19 protein-coding genes are annotated in these 17,213 nt (G+C 30.6%); 16 read left to right on the forward strand and 3 right to left on the reverse strand.

Annotation, left to right across the window (positions count from 1 at the left end):
• Positions 1 to 40: 40 nt before the first annotated feature.
• From BEE63_RS14125 to rho, 4 genes are all read left to right on the forward strand, one after another.
• Positions 41 to 328 carry a ribose-5-phosphate isomerase gene (locus BEE63_RS14125; RefSeq protein WP_066022002.1) on the forward strand — a complete coding sequence of 96 codons (288 nt, stop codon included), beginning with the start codon at positions 41 to 43 and terminating at the stop codon, positions 326 to 328.
• Between the two features lie 239 nt (positions 329 to 567).
• Positions 568 to 2,175: a CTP synthase gene (locus BEE63_RS14130; protein ID WP_066022003.1), complete on the forward strand. Its 1,608-nt coding sequence runs from the start codon at positions 568 to 570 to the stop codon at positions 2,173 to 2,175.
• A gap of 141 nt (positions 2,176 to 2,316) precedes the next feature.
• Positions 2,317 to 2,658, forward strand: a complete 342-nt coding sequence (locus BEE63_RS14135; protein WP_066022004.1) for a hypothetical protein — start codon at positions 2,317 to 2,319, stop codon at positions 2,656 to 2,658.
• 222 nt (positions 2,659 to 2,880) lie between these two features.
• On the forward strand, positions 2,881 to 4,323 hold the full coding sequence (gene rho, locus BEE63_RS14140; protein ID WP_066022005.1) for a transcription termination factor Rho: 1,443 nt from the start codon (positions 2,881 to 2,883) through the stop codon (positions 4,321 to 4,323).
• Positions 4,324 to 4,461: 138 nt separating this feature from the next.
• Here rho and rpmE read toward each other — a convergent pair whose 3' ends face one another.
• Complete coding sequence (gene rpmE, locus BEE63_RS14145; protein WP_066022006.1) at positions 4,462 to 4,674, reverse strand: 50S ribosomal protein L31; 213 nt, start codon at positions 4,672 to 4,674, stop codon at positions 4,462 to 4,464.
• A 168-nt stretch (positions 4,675 to 4,842) separates the two neighbouring features.
• Here rpmE and BEE63_RS14150 point away from each other — a divergent pair, with 168 nt between their 5' ends.
• The 9 genes from BEE63_RS14150 (at position 4,843) to upp (ending at position 11,758) form a co-directional block, all read left to right on the forward strand.
• Positions 4,843 to 5,430 carry a thymidine kinase gene (locus tag BEE63_RS14150; protein ID WP_066022007.1) on the forward strand — a complete coding sequence of 196 codons (588 nt, stop codon included), beginning with the start codon at positions 4,843 to 4,845 and terminating at the stop codon, positions 5,428 to 5,430.
• A 3-nt stretch (positions 5,431 to 5,433) separates the two neighbouring features.
• On the forward strand, positions 5,434 to 6,402 hold the full coding sequence (locus BEE63_RS14155) for a DUF1385 domain-containing protein (RefSeq protein WP_066022008.1): 969 nt from the start codon (positions 5,434 to 5,436) through the stop codon (positions 6,400 to 6,402).
• Entirely contained in the window at positions 6,399 to 7,256 is an 858-nt protein-coding gene (prmC, locus tag BEE63_RS14160) for a peptide chain release factor N(5)-glutamine methyltransferase (RefSeq protein WP_066022009.1), read from the forward strand. Before BEE63_RS14155 ends, prmC begins: the two co-directional genes overlap by 4 nt.
• 81 nt (positions 7,257 to 7,337) lie before the next feature.
• On the forward strand, positions 7,338 to 8,417 hold the full coding sequence (gene prfA, locus BEE63_RS14165) for a peptide chain release factor 1 (protein WP_066022010.1): 1,080 nt from the start codon (positions 7,338 to 7,340) through the stop codon (positions 8,415 to 8,417).
• 18 nt (positions 8,418 to 8,435) lie between these two features.
• A complete protein-coding gene (locus tag BEE63_RS14170; RefSeq protein ID WP_066022011.1) occupies positions 8,436 to 9,014 on the forward strand; it encodes a hypothetical protein in 579 nt (192 codons plus the stop codon).
• Between the two features lie 11 nt (positions 9,015 to 9,025).
• Positions 9,026 to 10,078, forward strand: a complete 1,053-nt coding sequence (locus tag BEE63_RS14175; protein ID WP_066022012.1) for an L-threonylcarbamoyladenylate synthase — start codon at positions 9,026 to 9,028, stop codon at positions 10,076 to 10,078.
• 87 nt (positions 10,079 to 10,165) lie between these two features.
• The gene (locus BEE63_RS14180) at positions 10,166 to 10,618 is read left to right on the forward strand and encodes a low molecular weight protein arginine phosphatase (RefSeq protein WP_066022013.1); all 453 of its coding nucleotides are present in this window, start codon (positions 10,166 to 10,168) and stop codon (positions 10,616 to 10,618) included.
• 52 nt (positions 10,619 to 10,670) lie between these two features.
• Positions 10,671 to 11,129, forward strand: a complete 459-nt coding sequence (rpiB, locus tag BEE63_RS14185) for a ribose 5-phosphate isomerase B (RefSeq protein ID WP_066022014.1) — start codon at positions 10,671 to 10,673, stop codon at positions 11,127 to 11,129.
• A complete protein-coding gene (gene upp / locus BEE63_RS14190; protein ID WP_066022015.1) occupies positions 11,129 to 11,758 on the forward strand; it encodes a uracil phosphoribosyltransferase in 630 nt (209 codons plus the stop codon). Before rpiB ends, upp begins: the two co-directional genes overlap by 1 nt.
• A 209-nt stretch (positions 11,759 to 11,967) precedes the next feature.
• Here upp and BEE63_RS14195 read toward each other — a convergent pair whose 3' ends face one another.
• Positions 11,968 to 12,774 (reverse strand): metal ABC transporter permease, encoded by an 807-nt coding sequence (locus BEE63_RS14195; RefSeq protein ID WP_066022016.1) that lies wholly within the window; start codon positions 12,772 to 12,774, stop codon positions 11,968 to 11,970.
• The gene (locus BEE63_RS14200) at positions 12,767 to 13,435 is read right to left on the reverse strand and encodes a metal ABC transporter ATP-binding protein (protein ID WP_066022017.1); all 669 of its coding nucleotides are present in this window, start codon (positions 13,433 to 13,435) and stop codon (positions 12,767 to 12,769) included. Before BEE63_RS14200 ends, BEE63_RS14195 begins: the two co-directional genes overlap by 8 nt.
• Positions 13,436 to 14,160: 725 nt before the next feature.
• Between BEE63_RS14200 and BEE63_RS14205 the strand changes: the two genes are divergently transcribed.
• The 3 genes from BEE63_RS14205 to wecB all read left to right on the forward strand — a co-directional run bounded on the left by BEE63_RS14205 (position 14,161) and on the right by wecB (position 16,977).
• Positions 14,161 to 14,649: a dCMP deaminase family protein gene (locus BEE63_RS14205; RefSeq protein ID WP_066022018.1), complete on the forward strand. Its 489-nt coding sequence runs from the start codon at positions 14,161 to 14,163 to the stop codon at positions 14,647 to 14,649.
• 98 nt (positions 14,650 to 14,747) lie between these two features.
• Entirely contained in the window at positions 14,748 to 15,782 is a 1,035-nt protein-coding gene (locus BEE63_RS14210) for a glycosyltransferase family 4 protein (protein ID WP_066022019.1), read from the forward strand.
• A 37-nt stretch (positions 15,783 to 15,819) separates the two neighbouring features.
• Positions 15,820 to 16,977 carry a non-hydrolyzing UDP-N-acetylglucosamine 2-epimerase gene (gene wecB, locus BEE63_RS14215; RefSeq protein ID WP_066022020.1) on the forward strand — a complete coding sequence of 386 codons (1,158 nt, stop codon included), beginning with the start codon at positions 15,820 to 15,822 and terminating at the stop codon, positions 16,975 to 16,977.
• The last annotated feature ends 236 nt before the right edge of the window (positions 16,978 to 17,213 follow it).

Here is a 17,213-nt window from a genome sequence, read left to right on the forward strand (position 1 = left end):
AATGTAAATAGTGATTAAATATGTGAAGAGGGGCGTTTTTATGTTTAAAGAAAATTATGAAAAGATAATTGAGAGTATATGTGAATATAAGGGTATTTCATCAGGAGAACTTTGCGAAATTTTAAGAGATAAAGATTGCAAGTATATGTTTTTGCTTTTGATGAAAAAGTATGGCATGACTTTTGAATTTGCTAATAAGAATTTAAAACAATTCAGCAAAAGAAAAATAATTTATAATTATAAAAAAGCGCAAAAAAAATTTCTTATTAATAAGAATTTTAGGGAAATGTACTTTAGGATTGATAATGAGGTGAAAAACATCAAATAATAGTTAAATATTATTTCAAATAAAAGTAGAAAAAAAAACACATATATGGTACAATAAAATACATGTGTTAAAAATAAAAAAAAGTATTACATACAAGAATATATACATAAGTGAGTGTATTTTTTATTATATACTTATTTATGTACGTTGTCAATGCTGAATTTAATGTATTGACTTTTAATTTTTAAATTATGTTTTATTTTTTGATGTATATAATAAATTTTTCAGGAGGTAGTTTGATGAAAACTAAATACATATTTGTAACAGGTGGAGTTGTTTCGTCACTAGGAAAAGGAATAACAGCAGCTTCTTTAGGGAGACTTCTTAAAAATAGAGGACTTAAGGTATCAATACAGAAATTTGATCCTTATATAAATGTAGACCCTGGAACAATGAGCCCATATCAGCATGGTGAAGTATTTGTAACAGATGATGGTGCAGAAACAGATTTAGACTTAGGTCACTATGAAAGATTTATTGATGAAAATTTAAGCAAAAACAGTAATGTAACTACAGGAAAAGTTTATTGGTCTGTTATAAACAAAGAGAGAAGAGGAGATTACCTTGGAGGTACAGTTCAGGTAATACCACATATAACAAATGAGCTTAAAGAAAGAGTTTATAGAGTAGCTAAGGAAAAAGATGTTGATGTAGTTATAACTGAAATAGGAGGAACTGTTGGAGATATAGAATCTCTTCCATTTCTAGAAGCCATAAGACAGATAAAGTATGAAGTTGGAGATAAGAACTCATGCTTTATACATGTAACACTTTTACCATATTTAAGAAAAGCTGGGGAAATCAAAACAAAACCAACACAACATTCAGTTAAAGAATTAAGAGGAATAGGTATTCAACCAGATATTATAGTTTGTAGAACAGAGAAGGCTATTACAAAGGATATTAGAAATAAGATTGGTTTATTCTGTAACATTGATGGTGATTCAGTTATTCCTAATTTAGATGCTGAAAATTTATATGAAGTTCCATTGATGCTTCACAACGAAGGCTTAGATTCTCTTGTTTGCGATAAATTACAGCTTAAGTGTAAAGAAGTGGACAACACTGAATGGGAAAGCATGGTTCAAAATATAAAGAATCTTTCAGGAGAGGTTACAATAGGTCTTGTAGGAAAATATGTTGAACTTCATGATGCATATATTTCTGTTGTAGAAGCTTTAAATCACGGTGGCTTTGCAAATAACGTTTCTGTAAATGTAAAATGGATTAATTCAGAAAATGTTACAAGGGATAATGCAGATGAAATATTAAAAGATGTAAATGGAATATTAGTTCCAGGCGGTTTTGGAGATAGAGGTATTGAAGGAAAAATTGAAGCTGCAAGATGGGCTAGAGAAAATAAAGTTCCTTTCTTCGGAATTTGTCTTGGAATGCAGTGTGCAGTAATTGAATATGCAAGGGATATTTTAAAACTTGATGGTGCACATAGTTCTGAGTTTAATCCTGAAACTAAATATCCTGTTATAGATCTTATGCCAGAACAAAAGGATATAGATGATAAGGGTGGCACTATGAGACTTGGATTATATGCTTGTAAATTATCTAAAGATACAAATGCATATGATGCTTATAATGAAGAAGTTATATATGAAAGACATAGACATAGATACGAGTTTAATAATGAATATAGAAAGCAATTAACTGATGCAGGATTAATTCTAGCAGGAACAAGTCCTGATGATAGATTAGTTGAAATTGTTGAAGTTAAGGATCATCCATGGTTCGTTGGAGTACAATTCCATCCAGAATTTAAATCAAGACCTAATAGACCTCATCCGCTTTTTAGAGATTTTATTAAGTCAGCTTGTAATCAAAACTTAAAGTAGTTAATAGAAAATTTTGCTGTTCACTCAGCAAAATTTTCTTATTTTAAAGGATTTTAAAGTGTTTTATAGAAGTATTAATTATTGAAGATATTAAATTTTTAGGTACTTTTTGTTTTAAATTAAAATATGGAGGTGAAAATTATGGCACTTAGCACTTCTATAATTATTGCAATGAAAAGTAAATATGGTGGATATAATATAAAAGAAATTGCTATTTTTGAATTAGAGAAGGAGAATATTATATTCGATAGCCTTGAATTAAAATTTAAAAATAAAAAGATAAACATTAAATTTAAATGTCCTATATGTGATAAATATCATAATTTTAGTTACAATATTCGTGATGTTTACAGAAGAGAGATATTAATTGGAGGATGTGAGACTTTAGGAGTGCCTGTTATACTATTAGGAAGAGCTGACAAAGTAAAATATAGGCTAGAAAAATATGTTGCAATTAATAAAAAGGCATACATGCTTATGTAAATAAACTTAATTACTTGATTTTTATTTTGTTTAAGAGTAAACTATTCTAAACAATGGTTATGATTTCTAATGCTTAACTAAAATTATTCTATTTTGAAAATAATATTATCTTTTCTTATTCATTTCTATCGTTATGACGAAAATTCCTATATAAATATAAATGTGTTTTGCGTTATTTGAAAATATTTATTGACAATATAAATTATTGGAGGTGCTTACTTTTTGATTAATAATGACTTAAATGACATAGAAAGCATGACTGTTACAGAACTTAAGGAAGTAGCAAAAAAGTTTGGATTGAAAAATTTATCGAAGTACAGAAAAAAAGACTTAATTGATGAGATAAATAAGTTGTCTTCTAAAGCTAACACTGTGAAAAAGAATGGGGTTATACTTAAGGAGAAAATAAGTCCTAAAGTAGCTCATTTTACAGGTGAAAATAATAATAATAAGTTAGCTGAGAAAACACATAGTAATAATAATTTCAAAAATTCGTCAAAAGAAAAAGAAATTAAAAATGAAAAGTTTAAGGAAATGGTTGATGAATCAGATTCTGCTAAAGGAGTTCTTGAGCTAGTTGAGAATAATAATTTTGGATTTTTAAGAGGTAAGAATTATTTAACAAGTCCAGAAGATATATACGTTTCTCCATCTCAAATAAGAAGATTTAACTTGAAAACGGGTGATGAAGTTCAAGGTAAGGTTAGGATTCCTAAAGAGGGTGAAAAGTTTAAGGCTCTCCTATATGTTCAAAAAGTTAATGGTGAAAACCCAGAGAGATCTGTGAGAAGAGCACCATTTGAAAATCTAACTCCAATATATCCTAATCAAAGGTTAAAACTTGAAAAAAACAGTAATGAACTTGCTACAAGACTTATGGATCTCATAAGCCCAATAGGAAAAGGTCAAAGAGGACTTATAGTAGCACCACCTAAAGCTGGAAAAACAACTTTGCTTAAAAATGTTGCTCAAAGTTTAGCGTCTAATCATCCGGAAGTTAAACTTATAGTGGTTTTAATTGATGAAAGACCTGAGGAAGTTACTGATATGCAGAGAAGTATAAAGGGTGAAGTAATATATTCTACTTTTGATGAAGAGCCAGAACATCATACTAAAGTTGCTTATATGGTTCTTGAAAGAGCTAAGAGAATGGTAGAACAAGGTCAGGACGTTGTAATACTTCTAGATAGTTTAACAAGGCTTGCAAGGGCGTATAACCTTACAATAACCCCTACAGGGAGAACACTTTCTGGAGGATTAGATCCTGGAGCATTAATTATGCCTAAAAAATTCTTTGGAGCAGCTAGAAATATAGAAGAAGGCGGAAGTCTTACTATACTTGCAACAGCCTTAATTGACACAGGTAGTAGAATGGACGATATGATATTCGAAGAATTTAAAGGAACTGGAAATATGGAAGTACATCTTGATAGGAAGCTTCAGGAGAGAAGAATTTTTCCTGCTGTGGATATATATAAATCAGGAACAAGAAAAGAAAATGAATTGCTTTCACATGATGAGCTTGAAGCTGCATTTAAGATAAGAAGAGTATTATATAATAATAACAACAGTACTCAGGATGTAACTGAAAAGCTTATTAAAATGTTAAATGAAACTAAGAACAATAACGAAGTTGTAAATATAATAAATAAAGGAAAATGGTAGGAACGATAGAAAATTAGAATAGATTATTTTATAAAATGAAGCTTTGCAGCTTGAAGGTCAAAGCTTCATTTTTTTACGCAAAAAACAAAGAAACGAAGATAAATTTAAAACTTACTCCGCTTCCTCTAAATAATTAATTTATTTGTTTGCTGATAGATTGTATTTCTTTCTGAACTTCTCAACTCTTCCACCAACATCAACTATTTTTTGTTGTCCTGTAAAGAATGGATGACATTTTGAACAAATATCAACTTTTAATTCTTTTTTAGTTGAGCCTGTTGTAAAAGTATTTCCGCACGCACATTTAACAACTGCATCATGGTAATATTCAGGTTGTATATCCTTTTGCATTACATTCACATCTCTAAGTATCTTACATTATCAACTATGATATTATATCATTTAGAAAGGCCTTAGTCAATAAAATTGTATATTGTCTAAATTAAGTACTTTAATTACTTCTCTATATTTGATAGAATATAGATACTTGGAAAATTTTCATGAGGGAGATAATATTTTATGTATGGACCAAAAAATCACGGATGGATTGAAGTAATTGTAGGACCGATGTACAGTGGAAAATCAGAGGAACTTATAAGACGTGTAAGAAGAGTAAAAATTGCAAAACAGAGGATTCAGGTTTTTAAGCCAGAAATTGATGATAGATATAGTAAAGAAGATGTGGTATCGCATATAGGAGAAAAGGAAGAAGCAGTTCCAATAAAAACCAGTAAGGATATATTAAAATTTCTTAAGGATGATACACAGGTGATTGCAATTGATGAAGTACAATTTTTGGATGAAGGTATAGTAAAAGTTGTAAATGATCTTGCGGATAAAAATAAAAGAGTTATCTGTGCAGGACTTGATATGGATTTTAGAGGAGAGCCGTTTGGAGCTATGCCGGATCTTATTGCAATTGCAGAATTTGTAGATAAATTTCAGGCAATTTGTATGGTTTGCGGAAATCCAGCCACTAGAACTCAAAGACTTATAAATGGAAGACCGGCAAATTATGATGAACCAACAGTTTTGGTGGGTGCAAAAGAATCCTATGAAGCAAGATGCAGGAAATGCCATGTTGTCCCTAAAAAAGAGGTGGAATAAAAATTGAGTAGAAAAGGTTCAGTTGGTGGTCAGGCAGTAATTGAGGGAGTTATGATGAGAGGACAGAAGGGAGTAGCGACAGCAGTTAGAACTTCTGATGGAAATATAGTAGTTGATTTTAAAGATATTATCCCATATACCAAAAAAAATAAATTTTTTGGTTTGCCATTTATAAGAGGATTTGTATCACTTATTGAATCACTTATTATAGGTATTAAAACTTTAAATTATTCAGCTTCATTTTTTGAAGATGAAGAAGATGAGGAAAGACCTTCAAAGTTTGAAAAATGGCTTGAAAGAGTTTTAGGTGACAAAGCTAATGATCTTATAATGGGTTTTTCACTTATAATATCGCTTGTATTTGCAGTTGGTATTTTCTTTATATTACCTACTTTCTTAGCAAATTTATTTTCAAAATTCAGTTCGAATTCTATAGCGTTAAATTTTTTTGAAGGTATAATAAGAGTAGCTATATTTATAATGTACATATATCTTATAGGCAAGATGAGTGATATTGAAAGGGTTTTTCAGTACCATGGAGCAGAGCATAAGACAGTTTTTTGCTATGAAAATGAAGATGAATTGAAACCAGATAAAGCATTAAAATATTCAAGATTTCATCCTAGATGTGGAACGAATTTTTTATTTTTAGTAATGATAGTAAGTATAATTGTTTTTTCTTTTACAAAGTGGAATTCGCTTCCTGAAAGAGTGATATGGAGAATTGTACTTTTGCCTATTGTTTCGGGGATTACTTACGAAATTATAAAGTGGATGGGAAAGAGTGAAAGCAAAATTTCAAAAATATTAGCCTGTCCAGGATTAATGCTTCAAAGGCTTACAACTAGGGAACCGTCAGAGGATCAGCTTGAAGTTGCAATAAAAGCTTTAAAGGTTGCTGAAGGTATAGATGATGAAATAGAAGAAGATGACATAGAAACTGATATAGATGAGGAGAAGTATAAAGAATGAAAATAAAAGAGGCTCTTTTTAAGGCATATAATCTTTTAAAAGAGAAGAATAATGAGTTCTATAGGGAAGATAGCCAGATTCTACTGTGTCATGTTATTAAAAGGGATAAATTATTCATACTTACTAACAGGGACTATGAAATAGACGATAAATTAGTGGATAAATATTTTGAATGTGTTGATATGAGGAAGAAAAAAATGCCCATTGCATATATAACTCAAAAGTGCGAGTTTATGGGGCTTAATTTTACCATAAAAAGTGGAGTATTAATACCAAGGTCTGATACTGAAATTTTAGTTGAGGAAGTTATAAAGCGCATAAAGAATAAAAACTACAAGACAGTATGTGATGTTTGCACTGGAAGTGGTGCAATAGGACTCTCTATAGCAGAATATGTACATGAAGTTACAGTACTTTGTACGGATATATCACCTAAGGCTGTTGAGGTTGCTTCATTAAATTGTAGTAGTTTAAAACTTCAGGACAGGGTAAGAATAGAAAAGGGAAACCTTATAAGAAATTCAATAGAAAGAGGAGAAAAATTTGATGTTGTAGTGTCTAATCCACCATATATAAGGGAAAATGAAATCCCTGAATTAATGAAAGATGTTAAGGATTATGAGCCTAAACTGGCACTTTCAGGTGGAGAAGATGGACTTGAATTTTACAGAAAAATAACGTCAATGAGTAAGAAAATTTTAAATGACAATGGTCTTATTGCGTATGAAATTGGAAGCGATGAGGCAAATGACGTGGAAAGTATATTAAAAGAAGAAGGTTTTGTTCACGTGGAAACTATAAAGGATCTTGCAAGAATGGATAGAGTAGTTTTAGCCGTAAGAGGTGGATTGTAGCGAGGCTGAATTTATTGATTATAAGAGGCTTAATATGTTATAATTAAAAATTGTGAAAATATAAATACGGAGTGATAAATAATGTTAGAAAGACTTGATTTTTTAGAAAGTAAGTATGATGAATTATCAGTAAAAATAAGTGATCCATCTATTATGGCCAACCAACATGAATGGCAAAAGTTATGCAAAGAACATGCAGAAGTTGAAACTATAGTTTTAAAATATAGAGAATATAAAAAAGCAAGAGAAGATCTTGAAGCAGATAAGGAAATGCTTAGAGATAAATTGGACCCTGAACTTAAAGAAATGGTAGAGGAAGAGATAAAAGAACTTGAAAAAAATATAGTAAATTATGAAGATGAACTTAAAGTAATGCTTCTTCCTAAAGATCCAAATGACAGCAGAAATGTGTTTGTAGAAATAAGAGGTGGTACAGGAGGAGAAGAAGCTGCTCTTTTTGCCAGTGACCTATTCAGAATGTACACAAGATATTCAGAGAGACAGGGCTGGCATGTTGAAGTTATGAGTGCAAATGAAACTGATTTAGGCGGTTTTAAGGAAATTGTATTTATGATAAAGGGAAATGGAGCTTACAGTAGACTTAAGTATGAAAGTGGAACACATAGAGTTCAGAGGGTTCCAGATACAGAATCTAGTGGAAGAATACACACATCTGCTGCTACAGTTGCTGTACTTCCAGAAGTTGATGATGTTGATATTAAAATAAATCCTAATGATATAAGAGTAGATGTGTTTAGGGCTACAGGACATGGTGGTCAGTGTGTAAATACTACTGATTCGGCAGTAAGGATAACACATATTCCATCAGGTATAGTTGTTTCATGCCAAGATGAAAAAAGACAGTTAAAAAATAAAGAAAAAGCAATGAAGGTACTTAGAGCAAGACTTTATGAAAGAGCAGAGGCAGAGAGAAGTGCAAAAATTGCAGAAAATAGAAAGAATCAAATAGGCAGCGGCGATAGAAGTGAAAGAATAAGAACTTATAATTTTCCTCAAGGAAGAATAACAGATCATAGAATAGGTCTTACAATTTATAAGCTTGACCAATTTCTTGATGGTGATATTGATGAAGTTATAGATGGTCTTATAACTGCTGACCAAGCAGAAAAGATGAAAGAAATGGGAAATACTAACGATTGATTTTAGAGGGTGATTATTGTGAATTTAAGTAAAGCCATAAAAAAACAAAATAGCTATGACAATTTATTTGTTCTTTTTATGTGCTTTGTTTTTGTTATATTGCCAATAATCCTTATGACATCACATGTTGCCAATATATTTTTTATAATCTATTTAGTTATGATAGAATTTCTCATATCTTTATCTATAATGGTGAGAATAAGCAATAGTTACTTAAAGCATGAATATGATGGCTTTATGCTTAGGATAACAGATGGATTGTTCAAGAAAAATAATAATGTGGTTTGTGAAAAGGTAAATCTTGTTCATACTGAAAGTGATGGAAAAGATTTAAGAATAATTTTAATAACGAGATTTAGATTTAGAAATAAATATTTAAAACATGTTGGCAAAAATTTTCTAAAGCGATATCCTATTGCAGCTGAATATTATGTGAAAATGAAAAAAGTATATCCTGAATCTGATTATTACTATGTAATTATAAGAAATGGAGGATATAAAAAATATATACTTTTGAATACTCTTTTTAAAGTATGCTTGCAGGCTAAATTTAGTGATGAATGTATAGAGCAGCTTAAAAAGATTAAAGAAACCTGAGGTGTTTAAGTTTGTATACTAAAATAATAAAACTAAATGAGGATAATTTAGATAGCAGTGTTATCGAAGAAGCAGGAAATGCTATAAGAAATGGCAAGTTGGTTGCTTTTCCAACAGAGACTGTTTACGGACTTGGAGCAAATGCTGAGGATGGTGAGGCTGTAAGGAAAATATTTGAAGCTAAGGGAAGGCCTCAGGATAATCCACTTATAGCTCACATATCTGAATTTAATGATATAGACAAAATTGCTGAAGAAGTATCCCGTACTGCAAAGGAGCTTGCAAAAAAATTTTGGCCAGGTCCTATGACCTTAATTATGAAAAAAAAGTCTATAATATCTGATGTTACTAGTGCTGGTCTTTCAAGTATTGGTATAAGAATGCCATCAGATAAAGTAGCAAGGGCTTTGATAAAAAGTTCTGGTGTGCCGGTAGCGGCACCATCAGCCAATATTTCTGGTAGACCTAGTCCAACAGATATTGAAAGATGTATAGAGGATTTAAATGGAAAGGTTGATTACATAATCGGAGGAAGCCACTGTAAATTTGGCTTGGAATCTACTGTAATAGATTGTACAACTAATCCTGTATGCATTCTTAGACCAGGTGCAATTACCATTGAAATGGTAAGAACAATAGATAAAGATGCTTATATTGATCCTGCAGTGAATATGAAGACTAATGATAAAATTCGTCCAAAGGCACCAGGAATGAAGTATAAACATTATGCTCCCAAGGCACCGGTAAAAATAATAAAGGGAGATTTGAAAAAAACTATTGAAAAAATCAATGAAATGGTGCAAAATTATATAGATGACAATAAAAAGGTTGGAATAATGGCAACTGATGAAACAAAAGGTAGCTATAAACAGGGTACTGTAATATCCCTTGGAAGTAGAAAGGATATGTACTCTATAGGTAAAAATTTGTTTGAAACCTTAAGAACTTTTGATGACCATGAAGTGGATATAATACTATCAGAAGCTTTTGATGAAAAAGGTTTTGGGATTGCCATTATGAATCGATTAAACAAGTCAGCTGGATTTGATATATTGAATGTTTAAGATAGGTTATTTTTAAGGAAATGTATTCAAGTTGTAGGCAGCTTGAGGCTTATTATAATTTAAATTTGCGATTTTAAGGAGGATTTTATGAAAATACTTTTTGTATGTACTGGCAATACTTGTAGAAGCTGTATGGCAGAAGCTATTTTTAATAGTATGTGCAATATACAAGGTATAGAAGCTTTTTCAGCGGGTACTTCTGTTATTCCTGGAAGTAAAACATCCTTAAATTCAGCATTAGTTGTTAAAGAAAGACTTAATAAAGATATATCAAATAGACAGGCTGTGCAATTGACTCCTTTTTTAGTTGATGATTGCGATTTAGTTTTAACAATGACATCATTATTAAGTGATATGCTTAGAGACTATATGGAGAAAAATGCCAATAAAATTTATTCTTTAAGTGAATATACAGAAGTAAGAGGGGATATAACTGATCCCTATGGTAGAGATATTGAAGTTTATAGGCAGACTTATGAAGACATTGAAAAAAGACTAAAAGTGTTTATTAAAAAATTAAATGAAGATAGAAGTATTTAATGACATACTCTTATCTTCTTTTTTTGCAATTATGTATTAGTGGAGGTGCTTTATGAAAATAGCAATAGGTAGTGATCATGCAGGATTTTCTTTAAAGAAAGAAGTTATGAGACATCTAGAAGAAAAAAATATTGAATTCAAGGATTTTGGTACTTATACTGAGGATTCATGTGATTATCCAGATTATGCATTAAAGGTTGCAGAAGAGGTTGCTCAAAAGAATTTTGATTTTGGAATACTTGTTTGTGGAACAGGTATAGGAATAAGCATATCGGCAAATAAAGTTCCAGGAATAAGAGCTGCTGTATGTACTGATACATTTTGTGCCCATGCATGTAGGGAGCATAATAATGCAAACATACTTGCAATGGGAGGAAGAGTTGTAGGTCCAGGATTAGCTATGGATATAGTTGATACTTTTTTAAGTGCAAAGTTTCAAGGTGATAGACACCAAAGAAGAATAAATAAAATTATAGATATAGAAAAAAAGTATAGTGGGAGGAATAAATAATGAGTAAAGTAACACAAATATCACATCCGCTTATATTACATAAGTTGTCATTTATAAGAGATAAACATACAGGATCTAAAGATTTTAGAGAGATGGTAGAGGAAATATCAATGCTTATGGCATATGAAGTAACAAGAGATATGCAGCTTGAAACTGTTGAAATTGAGACTCCAGTATGCAAGACTAAATGTAAAATGCTTGCAGGAAAGAAAGTTGCAATAGTACCTATTTTAAGAGCTGGTCTTGGAATGGTAGATGGAGTATTAAGATTAATACCAGCAGCTAAAGTTGGGCATATAGGTTTATATAGGGATGAAAAGACATTAAAGCCTGTAGAATATTTCTGTAAACTTCCTCAGGATATAGAAGAAAGAGATATAATAATTACTGATCCAATGCTTGCAACTGGTGGTTCAGCAATAGATGCAATAACACTTCTTAAGAAAAGAGGAGCAAAATACATAAGATTAATGTGTCTTATCGGCGCACCTGAAGGAATAGCAGCAATACAGGAAGCACATCCTGATGTTGATATTTATCTTGCAGCCATAGATGAAAAATTAAATGAAAATGGATATATAGTTCCAGGTCTTGGAGATGCTGGAGATAGACTATTTGGTACAAAATAGAAAAAATTAAGAATTAAAAGTTAAAAATTAAGAGTAAAGGACGATTTTTCGCCGATTTGCTCTAGAAAATCTATAATATATAAAAGAACATTTCCACCAGTGGGAATGTTCTTTTATATTACAAGTTTTTTGTAGTGGAACGGAAAAAAAGTTACTATCATTCTTAATTTTTTAATTCTTAATTCTTAATTTTAATGTATTGTTTATAATTAATTATATTGATAAATTTTTTGTGCTGCAATAGCAATTATTAATGTGAAAACTGATGTAAGTGCAACTGTTCCACCTGGAGCACAATTTAAGTAATAGGAGCTAAATAAACCAACTAGTATATCTATAAAACTAAATATTATAGATAATATCAATGTCTTTTTAAAGCCTTTCTTAAACTGCATAGCAGCTGCTACAGGGACAGCTAGAAGTGATGATACAACGAGTATTCCTATTATTCTTATGGAAATTGATATAGCAAAGCCTACAAGAAGAGAAAATAGATAATTTAAAAACTTTGTGTTTATTCCAGAAACCCGTGCACCTATTTCATCAAAGGTTGTATATAAAAACTTGTTGTAAAATAGAGTTATAATAACTAAAGAAGCAACACTTATAATAAAAATAGATATTAAATCACTTTTTTCGACAGTTAAAATGCTTCCAAATAAAAAAGATTCTATGTTCCCACTAGCACGTCCACTGGTTGTTAAAGTTATAGCAATTCCAACTGAAAATGTTAATACAATTGGAAGTATTAAATCAGAATATTGTTTAAAGGAATCTCTAAGAAATTCTATTAAAACAGCACAGATAGAAACAAATATAAATGTTGTTATCATAGGATTTACACCTATAAATATCCCTATGGCTACTCCAGCAAATGAAGCATGAGAGAGAGTATCTCCAACCATTGAGTAGCGCTTAAGTACTAAAAAAATACCTATTAGTGGGCATAAAATTGCGATCATTATTGAAGCAAGTAAAGCGTTTTGCATAAAGCTTAAATGAAGGAGTTCAATCATTATTTAAGACCTCCTTATTAATTTTTAAGAAATCTTTTATATTAAATAAAGTTCCATTATTTTTGTTTAATTTAAAGATATGAGTCGAATTTTTATAAGCTGCATTTAAATTATGTTCAACGCATACTATTGTCATGCCATTTTTTGAATTTAATTCTTTTAGAAAGCTGTAAATTTCTTTTTGACTCTTTACATCTACACCAGTTGAAGGCTCATCTAAAATTAGAAGCTCAGGATTACCTATTAAAGAACGTGCAAGGAATATTTTTTGCTTTTGACCTCCAGATAGTGAACCGAGAAGACTATTCTTGTAATTTTCCATACCGATATTTTTAAGAGATTTATCAATTAAGGAATCAGGATTTTTCAATTTTAAAGATTTTGCGTGACACATGAGCATTTCATAGATAGTTATAGGAAATGCAAAATTGAAATTTTCTGTACCTTGAGGCACATAACCTATTCTATTACTATTAATTTTAATGGTACCTTTAAGTGGTGTTAATATATTTAAAATAAGTTTTAATAAAGTACTTTTACCCGCACCATTTTCACCTATTATGGATGTGTAAGAACCATTTTCTATGTTCAAATTTAAATTATCTAGTATGTAATCTGAATTTCTATTGTAAGAAAAACACAAATTTTCGATGGATATCATTAAAAAATCACTCCTATGATTTACATTGTTGAAATGGCATAAAAAATTATTGAGTTTGTTTATTTACATTATTATATTATAATCACAATGCAAATCATTTGCAAGTAGCTGCGAAGTAACAGTATTTTAGAACATTAAATAAAACTCATAAGACTAAGCTCCAAATAATGAAAATCCTAAGAAATTTTAATAACTCGATGTTCATCTCAAACAGATTAAAATTTCTAAGTCTTTTCATTATTTGGAGCTTAGTCTTATTGAGTTTTATTTAAACAGTTCTTAAAATACTGTTACTTCGCTTTAGAGTAAATGCAAGGAGGATTTTCTTCTGCTAGTGCTGCGGAAAATCTGAATTAAAAGACTATATAATGCTAAGCTTCAAACAATGGGGAACCTAAGAAATTTTGATGATTAGCCTATTGAATTAAAATTTCTAAGTCTTTTTATAATTTGGAGCAAGACTTATTGAGTTTTATTTAAATCGTTCTCAAACTTCTATTATTAATTTTTTTCTGTCTTTGTTTATTATGTTGCAGCACTCAAAATATGTGCGAAAATGAGATATGATTAATAATATACACAGGGGGGAGTTAAAAATGAGTATAAATTTAATTAAAACATGTAATTAATGTGTGCATTTTTTTGCATTTTACTCTATAATTAAAAATGGTTGAAATACGATTAAGTTAGAGAAAAGTTATCTAGTTAATTAAGGAGAATTATTTATGGATAGAAGAGACAAATGTAATTACTATTTAGATATAGCTGAAACAGTTCTTGAGAGGGGAACATGTTTAAGGAGAGATTATGGAGCTATAATAGTAAAAAATGATGAAATAATATCCACAGGATATACAGGAGCACCGCGGGGAAGGAAAAATTGCAGTGATCTAGGAACATGTATAAGGAAAAAATTGAATGTACCACGTGGAACCCATTATGAACTTTGTAGATCAGTTCATGCTGAGGCAAATGCTATAATAAGTGCTGCAAGGAATGAAATGATAGGTAGTACACTTTATCTTGTTGGGAAAGATGCGGAAACACATGAGTTTGTTAAGAATGCTTTTCCATGTTCTATGTGTAAAAGGCTTATAATAAATGCAGGAATAAGTAAAGTGGTAATACGTGATACGAAAAATGATTATAGAGAAATAGAAGTGGAAGATTGGATTAAAAATGATGACTCACTTGGTGGGGAGATGGGATATTAGGGAGAATATTTAAGCTAAGGAATTTGAGACAGACATTTTACAACATTTTAACAATTGATTGCTGAAATGTATTCAGCTACATAAAAAGGAAGGTAAATATGGGAAGTAAGTTCATTATATTTATTGCAGCAATGTTAATTTCATTTTTAACTACACCGCTTGTTAGGAAATTTGCAAAGCGTATAAATGCTATAGATGTACCTAAAGATAAAAGAAGAGTTCATAAAAAGCCTACACCTAAAATAGGGGGACTTGCAATATATTTTTCATTTGTATTGGTTTTGATATTAAAGCCAGGTCCAATACAAAAGCCAGAAATGGGCATAATATTAGGTGGAGGAATAATAGTTCTTGGTGGATTTATCGATGATTTGAAAAATTTAAGGCCATTTCAGAAAATAATATTTCAGCTTTTAGGTTCATTTGTTTTAATTGTTTTTAGAATTAGGATTTCAATGATAACCAATCCAATAAGTAATTCATTTTCGTTTATACATATAAATAATTTTGTTGGAATAGCAATAACTATTATATGGGTACTAGGAGTTACTAATGCCTTTAACTTAATAGATGGGCTTGATGGATTGTCGGCGGGGGTAGCATTTATTTCAAGTATGACAATAGCTATAGTTGCGTTTCTAAATGGTCCTAGTAGAATGGAAGCAGAAATATTATCTATTATTTTAGGTGGAGCTATACTTGGATTTTTGCCATATAATTTTAACCCGGCATCTATTTTTATGGGAGATACAGGAGCACAATTTTTAGGCTTTGCACTTGCGGCAATATCTATTCAGGGAGCTATAAAATCTGCCTCTGCAGTTGTTTTGGCTGTGCCAATTCTTGTACTTGGCCTTCCAATATATGATACAATTTTTGCCATAATAAGGAGAAAAATAAATGGCAAACCCATAATGCAAGCGGATAGAGGACATTTACATCATAGGCTTCTTGATATGGGATTAAGTCAGAAACAAGCAGTTTTAATAATGTATTTTATAAGTGCTATATTAGGACTTATAGCAGTAATAGCCATGCAACTTACAAATACCAAAGCATATGCTGTTTTTGCTGGAGTTTTAGTATTCATAGCTTTTCTAGCGTGGAAGTTTGGATTATTTAAGCATAAATAACTTTTGATATACTAATATTAATTGAGGAGGCAGGATTATGAAACCTATAAAAGTAATCAGCATATTCGGAACAAGACCTGAGGCTATAAAGATGGCACCTTTGGTCAGAAAATTAGATAAAAATGAGAATATAGAATCTAAGGTATGTGTTACGGCACAACATAGACAAATGCTCGATCAAGTGCTTGATTTGTTTGACATAAAACCTGATTTCGATCTAAATATAATGAAAAGTAAGCAGTCTCTTACAGGAATAACTGCTAGAGTTCTAGAGGGATTGGATAAAATTTTTTATGAGGTAAAACCTGATATTGTACTTGTTCATGGTGATACAACTACTACTTTTACGGCAGCACTTGCAGCATTTTATAAAAAAATAGCAGTTGGACATGTAGAAGCAGGTCTCAGAACATATAATAAATATTTTCCATTTCCTGAGGAGATGAATAGGAAGCTTACAGGAACTATTGCCGATTTACATTTTGCGCCAACTACAGGTTCTAAGCAAAATCTTTTAAATGAAGGCATAAATGAAAAAAATATATTTGTTACAGGAAACACTGTAATAGATGCTATGAACCATACTGTAGAGGACAATTATGTTTTTGAAAATGATGAATTAAATAAGCTGGATTATAAAAACAAAAAGGTAATAATGGTAACAGCACATAGACGTGAAAATTGGGGTAAAGGAATAGAAAATATATGTACTGCTTTAAGAAGAATTGTGGAGGAAAATGAAGATGTTGAGTTAGTATATCTTGTACATTTAAATCCAGTAGTTAGGGAAGTAGTATATAAAAATTTAAATGGTATGCGTGGAGTACATCTTCTTCCGCCACTAGATACTAAGGAAACTCACAATCTAATGAATAGATGTTTTATGGTAATGACGGATTCTGGTGGACTTCAAGAAGAAGCACCTCATCTTGGAAAGCCTGTACTTGTTTTAAGAGATGTTACAGAAAGGCCAGAAGCAGTTGATGCCGGAACTGTAAAATTGGTTGGAACTGATGTAAAGAAAATTGTAGAAGAGGCTTACAAAATACTTAGAGATGAAAAAGAGTACCAAAAAATGAGTAAAGCTATAAATCCATATGGTGATGGCAATGCAGCTGACAGGATAGTGGATGCTATATTATATCATTTTGGATATATTAAAGATAGACCTTGTGATTTTATTATTAATAAATAGTACATAAAGGTTAAATGGGAACTTATATACGTGTATTATACTTTGTTTTATGTATTTATATACGTATATAAGTTGTTTTTTTATTATAATTGAAAAAAAGTTTGTGTTTTTTTTAACAAAATCTATTGATAAAAATAGGTATAGTGGGTATAATTAAATTGATGTAAGGAATTAATTTAATTAGGAATCAATTATGGAAAATATTTAGAATAAGCTATAAAATTTAGTTTATTTAG

It is taken from the genome of Clostridium pasteurianum, assembly GCF_001705235.1.
Classification (GTDB): domain Bacteria; phylum Bacillota; class Clostridia; order Clostridiales; family Clostridiaceae; genus Clostridium_S; species Clostridium_S pasteurianum_A.